Origin of the sequence: Nocardiopsis halophila DSM 44494, from assembly GCF_000341245.1 — a bacterium.
In the GTDB taxonomy this organism is placed as follows: domain Bacteria; phylum Actinomycetota; class Actinomycetes; order Streptosporangiales; family Streptosporangiaceae; genus Nocardiopsis_A; species Nocardiopsis_A halophila.
This window is the reverse complement of record NZ_ANAD01000223.1, coordinates 43,686-50,057: the sequence shown is the minus strand read 5'-3', so window position 1 is coordinate 50,057 and position 6,372 is coordinate 43,686. Positions and strand designations below refer to the sequence as shown.

The following is a 6,372-nucleotide window of genomic DNA, read 5'->3' as shown; positions in this document are numbered from 1 at the left end:
ACAAGGGTGTCGGTGCGGGCGGCAGGCAGTGCCACCGGGGCCTGCCGTCTTCAGCGCATCGCGCCCGGGACCGGGGGGCCGGAGGGGATGCGGGTCGCCGCCCTGGCTGCGAGGTCCATGGCGGCCCTTCTCGGGGCCGGTTCGCTCGCCAGGTCCTGTTTGCGGTAGCGGACCACCTCGCGGTGCCAGTGCAGGATCCCCGACATCCAGTCCTTCATCAGGTCCGCATAGCGCCGCAGCGCGTCCTGGGCCCGGTTGTCCAGGCCCATGTCCTCGAACAGCGCCGGCAGGCCCTCGCGGTCGAGGCGGTCGAACTGGTCCAGGCGCACCCGCAGCAGGTCGGCGACCGCGTCCCGGGCGGTGATCCGGTCGGTGCCGAGGAAGTTCTCCACCACCAGGACCATGTTGTGCAGCTCGCCCTCGCGCTCGATCTCCTTCTGGTAGGAGAACAGGTCGTTCAGGATGCACGCCACGTCCTGGGCGGAGGTCTCCAGTTCGCGCACCGTCCGGGTGACGAACACCTCCGGAGGGACGTCCCCCGCGCCCTCCATCCGGGCCAGGCCCATCGTCATGTCCGACCCGAACGTGCGCCGCCGCATCTCCAGGTAGTCCACCGGGTCGGGGACCCGGTTCGCGGCCTGGTTGTCCAGCTCCCACACCCAGCTGGCGGTCATCTCCCGCACCGACGTGCGGAACGCCTCGCGCGCCGCCATCGGCAGCGGGGCCGCCGACCGGCGCCACAGCTCCTCCAGCCCGCGCTCCATCGGGTCCAGCGGCTCGGGGACCAGCCCCAGGTCCAGGGGCATGAAGGCGCCCAGCCGCTCGTGCGAGAGCCGGCCCGCCGCCACGTCCCGGCGGGCGCCGTACACCAGCGGGTAGTAGTCGTCGCCGTAGGTACCCCAGCACAACCAGTCCGTGGAGACCTCCAGCTTCTCCAGCGACGAGTCGGCGTGGATGGCGGCCGCGCACAGGGCCAGGTCGTAGCCGGTGAACTTCTCCTCGCTCCAGACCACGGCGCCCACCCCGGGCACCTCGTCCAGCATGCCCATGGAGCGCACCCACTCCAGCGAGTGCTCGCGGGCGGCATCAAGGTGGGGGCTCATCCGCAGCGGGTAGTGGATCGGGATGTCCGGCAGCGGCAGGTGCCCGGTCTCGGGGTAGATCTCGTGCCCGTGCCTGCGGGCGCGGCGGCGCAGCCCCGGAGAGAAGTCGAGGTTGAGCGCCGGCACCCGCGCCGAGGAGGTGCCCAGTCCGGTCGGCCCGCCGGCCGACGCGGGCGGGCGCGGCGAGGGGTCCCCCGTGTAGCGGGCGGTGGCCGCGTGCCACTCGTGCCCTCCGGCCTGCCAGTCCTGCAGTGCCTTGGCCAGCGCGGCCGCGGCCGCCGCCTCGCCGGGAAGGCCGCCGGCCGCGGCCACCCCCTCGGCCAGCTCGCCCACGGCGGTGTCCTCGAACTGCACCATCCGCGAGGTGAGCAGGTCGTTGACGAGCTCCGCGGCCTCCTGCGTCGGGCAGCCCAGGAAGCCGCCGTAGACCTGGACGGCGTTGTCCCGGCGCCCGTCGGCGGCGTCCAGGCGGTAGGAGAACAGGTCGTTGCGCAGGTGCACGGCGTCGGCGAAGGCCTCGCGCAGCACCCGGACGGCGCGCCCCTGCGCGGCCGCGCCGAGCGCCGCACCGGCCGCGTACTCGGCCAGGTCGGCGCAGAACAGGCCGCCGCCCCCGGCACGCCGGTCCTGCAGGTGCTCGACCGGGTTGGGGGTGCGTCCGCGCTGGTCGGCCTCGCGCAGCGCGTCGGCGATCACCCCCCGCAGGTCGGCGGTGAAGCGGTCGCACAGGCCCTCGGGCAGAGCGGGCGCGGTCCGCTCCCACAGGTCGGCCAGNCCGCCCCCGTCCGTGTCGGCCTCGTCGGCTTCCCCGGGCTGTTCGGGCGGATCCGCCGCTCTGCCGTCGACCACGCCTTCGAGGAGGGCGACGTGGGCGCGGGCCTCGGGACGGTCCCCGGCGGTGCGGAAGCGGGCGCGGGCGTCGTCGCGGTGGAAGAACGCCCAGCTGTACCAGTCGGCCATGAGCGCGAGGGTGGCGGCGTCGCAGTCGGGGTGGGCGTAGGCCGCCAGGAGCGGGACGTCCATGGCGGCCACGGCGGCCTCGTTCCAGACCGGGCCGGTCCCGCCGGAGGCGCCGGGGGCCGGTGCATCGAGCAGCCCGACGCGCCGGATCCACGCGGCGTTGTGCTCGCGCGCGGCCTCCAGGTTCGGATTGATGCGGGCCGGATACGGGAGGTAGAAGGAGGGCAGCTCGAAGGCGTCCATCACTGAGGGGGCCTCTCTCGTCGACCGTGAGCCGGGGCGCGCCGCTTCGCAGGCAGCCTAGGCACGGTCGCGGCCGGGAGTCCCGGGCGCAGGGCGAATCCGTCGCGGACCGCCCGGGTTCATGGAGGCTTGCCCCCTTTGCCCACCGGGTTCCGGACGTCCGCTCCCCCGTTCCGGGGGCCATCCGACACCGCCCCGACCGCCGAAACGTGAAGGGCGGCGCCCCGGCCCCGGACCGCCCGGGAATGGCCCGGGTCACACGGAACATCTATTGAAAATGGTTTTCATTTCCGTCATGGTCGACAGGGTCGGCCCGCCCCGGGAGGCGCCCGGCCCACCTCCCTCAGACCGGGCGCCTCCCCTGACCCCTCGCGGGGCGCGGGGGCTGCGGACGGGTACCGGGTCCGCAGCCCTCCGGGTTACGCCCGGCGCGGAACCGCCCTGACGGCCGTGGCGGGGTCCGCGCCGGGCGCACTATGTTCGGAAGCCGAGCGACGTCCGCCGACGCCGGGAGGCAGCCGTGACCGAACGCGTCCCCGAGGACGAACCCCTGATGCGCGACCTGGTCGGCGCCATGCTGCGCCGGACCCGCCTGGAGCAGGGCCGGACCCTGCGGGAGGTGGCCGAGGCCTCCCAGGTGTCGCTGCCCTACCTCTCGGAGATCGAGCGCGGACGCAAGGAGCCCTCCTCGGAGGTCCTCGCCGCGATCCGCCAGGCGCTCGGCCTGCGCCTGGTCGACCTGGTCGGCACAATGCACATGGAACTGGCGTCCTCCCCGGTGGTCCCGGCCCAGGGCCCCGGCGTCGGGGGCGGCCACCAGGCGGTCATGCTCGCCGCCTGAGGGCCACCGGTCAGGCCGCCCGCGCGGCCAGGTCCCTCGCGGTCACCAGCCCGTCGATCAGGCCGTACTCCAGCGCCTCCTCCGCCGTGAAGATCTTGTCGCGGTCGGTGTCCTCGCGCAGGCGCTCGGTCGTCTGGCCCGTGTGGCGGGACAGGATCTCCTCCACCTGGGCCCGGATCCGCAGGACCTCCGCCGCCTGGATCTCCAGGTCGGCCGCGGTCCCCTGGCCCTCGGCCGACGGCTGGTGCAGCAGGACGCGCGCGTGCGGCAGGGCCGCGCGCTTGCCCGGGGCCCCCGCCGCCAGCAGGACCGCCGCCGCGGACGCCGCCTGCCCCATGCACACCGTCGCCACGTCGGCGCGGACGAACCGCATGGTGTCGTAGATCGCCGTGAGCCCCGTGTTCGCCCCGCCCGGGGAGTTGATGTAGAGCTGGATGTCCCGGTCCGGGTTCTCGTGGTCCAGGTGCAGCAGCTGGGCCATCACCACGTTCGCCACCCCGTCGTCGATGGGCGTGCCGATGAAGACGATCCGCTCCGACAGCAGCCTGCTGAACACGTCGTAGGCGCGCTCGCCGTCCGGGCGCCGCTCGACCACCGTCGGGATCGTGTAGCTCTGCGCCATCTCACTTCCCTCCCGTCTTCACGGCCCCCGCGGCCACGCCGAACCCGAACCGGCGGGCGGTCTCCCCGCCGATCTCCGCGACGCTGCGCACCACCCGGTCAACGAAGCCGTACTCCTTCGCCTCCTGGGCGGTGAACCAGCGGTCCCGCCGCTGGTCCTCGGCGATGGTCTCCTCCGACTGCCCTGAGTGCTCGGCGATGAGCCGCTGCACCGTCCTCTTGGTGTGGGCCAGGTTCTCGGCCTGGATGGCGATGTCGGCGGCCGTCCCGCCGAGCCCGCCGGAGGGCTGGTGCATCATGATCCGCGCGTTGGGCAGGCTGTAGCGCTTGCCCGCCGTCCCCGTGCACAGCAGCACCTGCGCCATGCTGTAGGCCGACCCCATGACCAGCGTCGACACGTCGTTGGGGATGAACCGCATGGTGTCGTGGACGGCCAGCCCCGCACTGATCGAGCCCCCCGGGCTGTTGATCAGCAGCGTGATGTCGCGCTTGGGGTCCTCGGAGGCCAGCAGCATCAGCTGGGAGCACACCCGGTTGGCCACGGCGTCGTCGATCTCCGCGCCGAGCACCACGATCCGGCCGTGCAGCAGCCCCGTCAGCACGTGGTCGCCGAACCCCCCTGCGGGGGCGGCCTCGGACGCCTCGTTGGTGAGCATCGTCCTCCTCCTCGCTTCCGTCCGGCGGGCCCGTGCTCCGCCGGTGCCTCAACAGTGCGCGGCCGGCGGCCGCGGGGGCCACGGTTTCTGCCCTGCGGAGATCTGCTGCGGGCAGAGCCCGGCCGAGGGGGCGACGGCGGGTACGGCACAGGGCGTAGGCCGGTTGTCGCCTCTGGGAGGACGCCGCCGCGAAGAATGTCCGAAAGGCTCGTCCCATGTCGATCGGTGTCTGGTTCGGTGTCGTCCTCGGGGTGCTCTCCTGCGCCTGCTACACGGCCGCCGCGGTCGCCCAGCGCCGGCTCGCGGTCGCCGTCCCCGGGCCGCTGACCGGGCGCCGCCCGCTGGCCGCCCTGCTCGGCCACCCCCTGTGGTGGGGCTCGGCGGTGCTCAACGGGGGCCGCGCCGCCTTCCAGGTGGGGGCGCTCGCCTTCGCCCCGCTCACCGTGGTGCAGCCGCTGGGCGTGCTGGTGCTGGTGTTCGGCCTGCCCTGGTCGGCGCGGCTGGCCGGGCGGCGGGTGGCGCCGCGCGAATGGCGCGGGGCGCTGCTCACCGTGCTGGCGCTGGCGGTGCTGCTGGCGGTGGCGGTGACCGACGGGCGGAGCCGGCCGATGGGCCCCGGCGTCTCGGCCGCGGTGGCCGGCGGGACCGCCGCGCTGCTGGCCGCCCTGGCCTGGGCCGCCGGCCGGGTGCCGTCCGCGGCCTGGCGCAGCCACCTGCTGGCGGCCGCCGCCGGGATCGCCTTCGGGGTCTCCTCGGCCACCGCCAAGACCGCCATCGCCGCCGCCGGGACCGACGGCGCCGCGGCGCTGTTCCACCCGGCCGCGGCCGGCACCGCGCTGGTCGCCGCCGCCGGGCTGCTCCTGGCCCAGGCCGCCTACCAGGGCGCGGAGCTGGGCGCGCCGCTCGGGGTGACCACGCTGGCCAACCCGCTGGCGGCCTCGGTGGTGGGCGTGGCGTTCATGGGCGAGACCTACTCCGGCGGCCTGCCGGGCGCCGGGGTCGCGGTGCTGTGCGGACTGCTGGCCGCGTACGGCATCGCCCTGCTGGCCACCCCCTTCCGACCTGGCCGAACCCGGACATACCATCCCACCCCGCCGCTGTCCGGGGCCCGCGGCCGATAGGATCGGCGCCGCGCACCGCCCGGGAACCGCCCGGATGCGGCCGACCACGTCAGGGGGCATCCGGGCAGGACATGGGGTTCTTCAACGCGGCGTTCGCCTTCCCGACGGTGCTCTTCAGCATTCCGCTGGTGGTCGTGGTCGGCTACTGGCTGACCGCGCTGCTGGGCGTGCTCGACATCGGTCTGCTCGACGGCGACGCCGGGGACGGCGAGGCCCCCGGCGGCCTGGCCGGCGTGCTCGCCGCCGCCGGGCTGGGCGGTCTGCCCGCCACCGTCTCCCTGTCCCTGCTGATCGCCCTGGCCTGGTTCACCTCACTGGTGGGATACGTCGTGATCGCTTTCCTGGGACTGTCCACCCCGCTGATGATCGCCGCCTCCCTGCTCGTCCTGGTCATCGCCGTGATGGTGGCCTGGGGCCTGACCAGCGCCGTGGCGGTGGGCGTCCGGCGCCTGCTGCCCGGGACCGCCCGCGTGCGCACCGGCGGCGACCTGGTGGGGCGCACCTGCACGGTGCGCACCGGCCGGGTCGACGACGGCTTCGGCCAGGCCGAGGTGGTCTTCGACGACGGCTCCAGCATGACGGTGCAGGTGCGCACCATCGGCGGCGAGCTCCTGGAGTCCGGGGAGACCGCGCTCATCTTCGACCACGACGCCGAGGGCGGCCTCTACCGCGTCTCGCGCTACGACAAGGCCCTGGACCCCGGCGAGGGCTGACCGCCCGCGCCCTCCACCCCCTCCCGGCCCTCCGCATTCCCGCCGACGCGTCCCCGACGACCTGCGCGTTCACGGTGGTCCCCGGCCTGGTCCGGCCGCACGGGGAACCGGTCG

General features: G+C 74.7%; 6 protein-coding genes. 3 read left to right on the top strand and 3 right to left on the bottom strand.

The genetic code is table 11. The annotated features are described in order from the left end of the window. Window positions 1-50: 50 nt before the first annotated feature. Window positions 51-2,063 carry a terpene synthase family protein gene (locus tag D450_RS0124625; RefSeq protein WP_449289483.1) on the bottom strand — a complete coding sequence of 671 codons (2,013 nt, stop codon included), beginning with the start codon at window positions 2,061-2,063 and terminating at the stop codon, window positions 51-53. Between the two features lie 763 nt (window positions 2,064-2,826). Between D450_RS0124625 and D450_RS0124620 the strand changes: the two genes are divergently transcribed. Beyond that, the gene (locus D450_RS0124620) at window positions 2,827-3,147 is read left to right on the top strand and encodes a helix-turn-helix domain-containing protein (protein ID WP_017541289.1); all 321 of its coding nucleotides are present in this window, start codon (window positions 2,827-2,829) and stop codon (window positions 3,145-3,147) included. A gap of 10 nt (window positions 3,148-3,157) precedes the next feature. Here the strand turns inward: D450_RS0124620 and D450_RS0124615 are convergent, their stop codons facing one another. Then, entirely contained in the window at window positions 3,158-3,769 is a 612-nt protein-coding gene (locus D450_RS0124615; protein WP_017541288.1) for a ClpP family protease, read from the bottom strand. Window position 3,770: 1 nt separating this feature from the next. Further along, window positions 3,771-4,424: a ClpP family protease gene (locus tag D450_RS0124610; protein ID WP_017541287.1), complete on the bottom strand. Its 654-nt coding sequence runs from the start codon at window positions 4,422-4,424 to the stop codon at window positions 3,771-3,773. Between the two features lie 215 nt (window positions 4,425-4,639). Here D450_RS0124610 and D450_RS0124605 point away from each other — a divergent pair, with 215 nt between their 5' ends. Then, on the top strand, window positions 4,640-5,545 hold the full coding sequence (locus D450_RS0124605) for a DMT family transporter (RefSeq protein ID WP_017541286.1): 906 nt from the start codon (window positions 4,640-4,642) through the stop codon (window positions 5,543-5,545). Window positions 5,546-5,616: 71 nt separating this feature from the next. After that, on the top strand, window positions 5,617-6,258 hold the full coding sequence (locus D450_RS0124600) for a hypothetical protein (protein WP_017541285.1): 642 nt from the start codon (window positions 5,617-5,619) through the stop codon (window positions 6,256-6,258). Window positions 6,259-6,372: the final 114 nt, after the last annotated feature.

What these genes read in the sequence shown, in the direction of transcription:
- D450_RS0124615 (WP_017541288.1), bottom strand. Translation starts at nt 3,769, where the DNA reads ATGGCGCAGAGCTACACGATCCCGACGGTGGTCGAGCGGCGCCCGGAC.
- D450_RS0124610 (WP_017541287.1), bottom strand. Translation starts at nt 4,424, where the DNA reads ATGCTCACCAACGAGGCGTCCGAGGCCGCCCCCGCAGGGGGGTTCGGC.
- D450_RS0124605 (WP_017541286.1), top strand. Translation starts at nt 4,640, where the DNA reads ATGTCGATCGGTGTCTGGTTCGGTGTCGTCCTCGGGGTGCTCTCCTGC.
- D450_RS0124600 (WP_017541285.1), top strand. Translation starts at nt 5,617, where the DNA reads ATGGGGTTCTTCAACGCGGCGTTCGCCTTCCCGACGGTGCTCTTCAGC.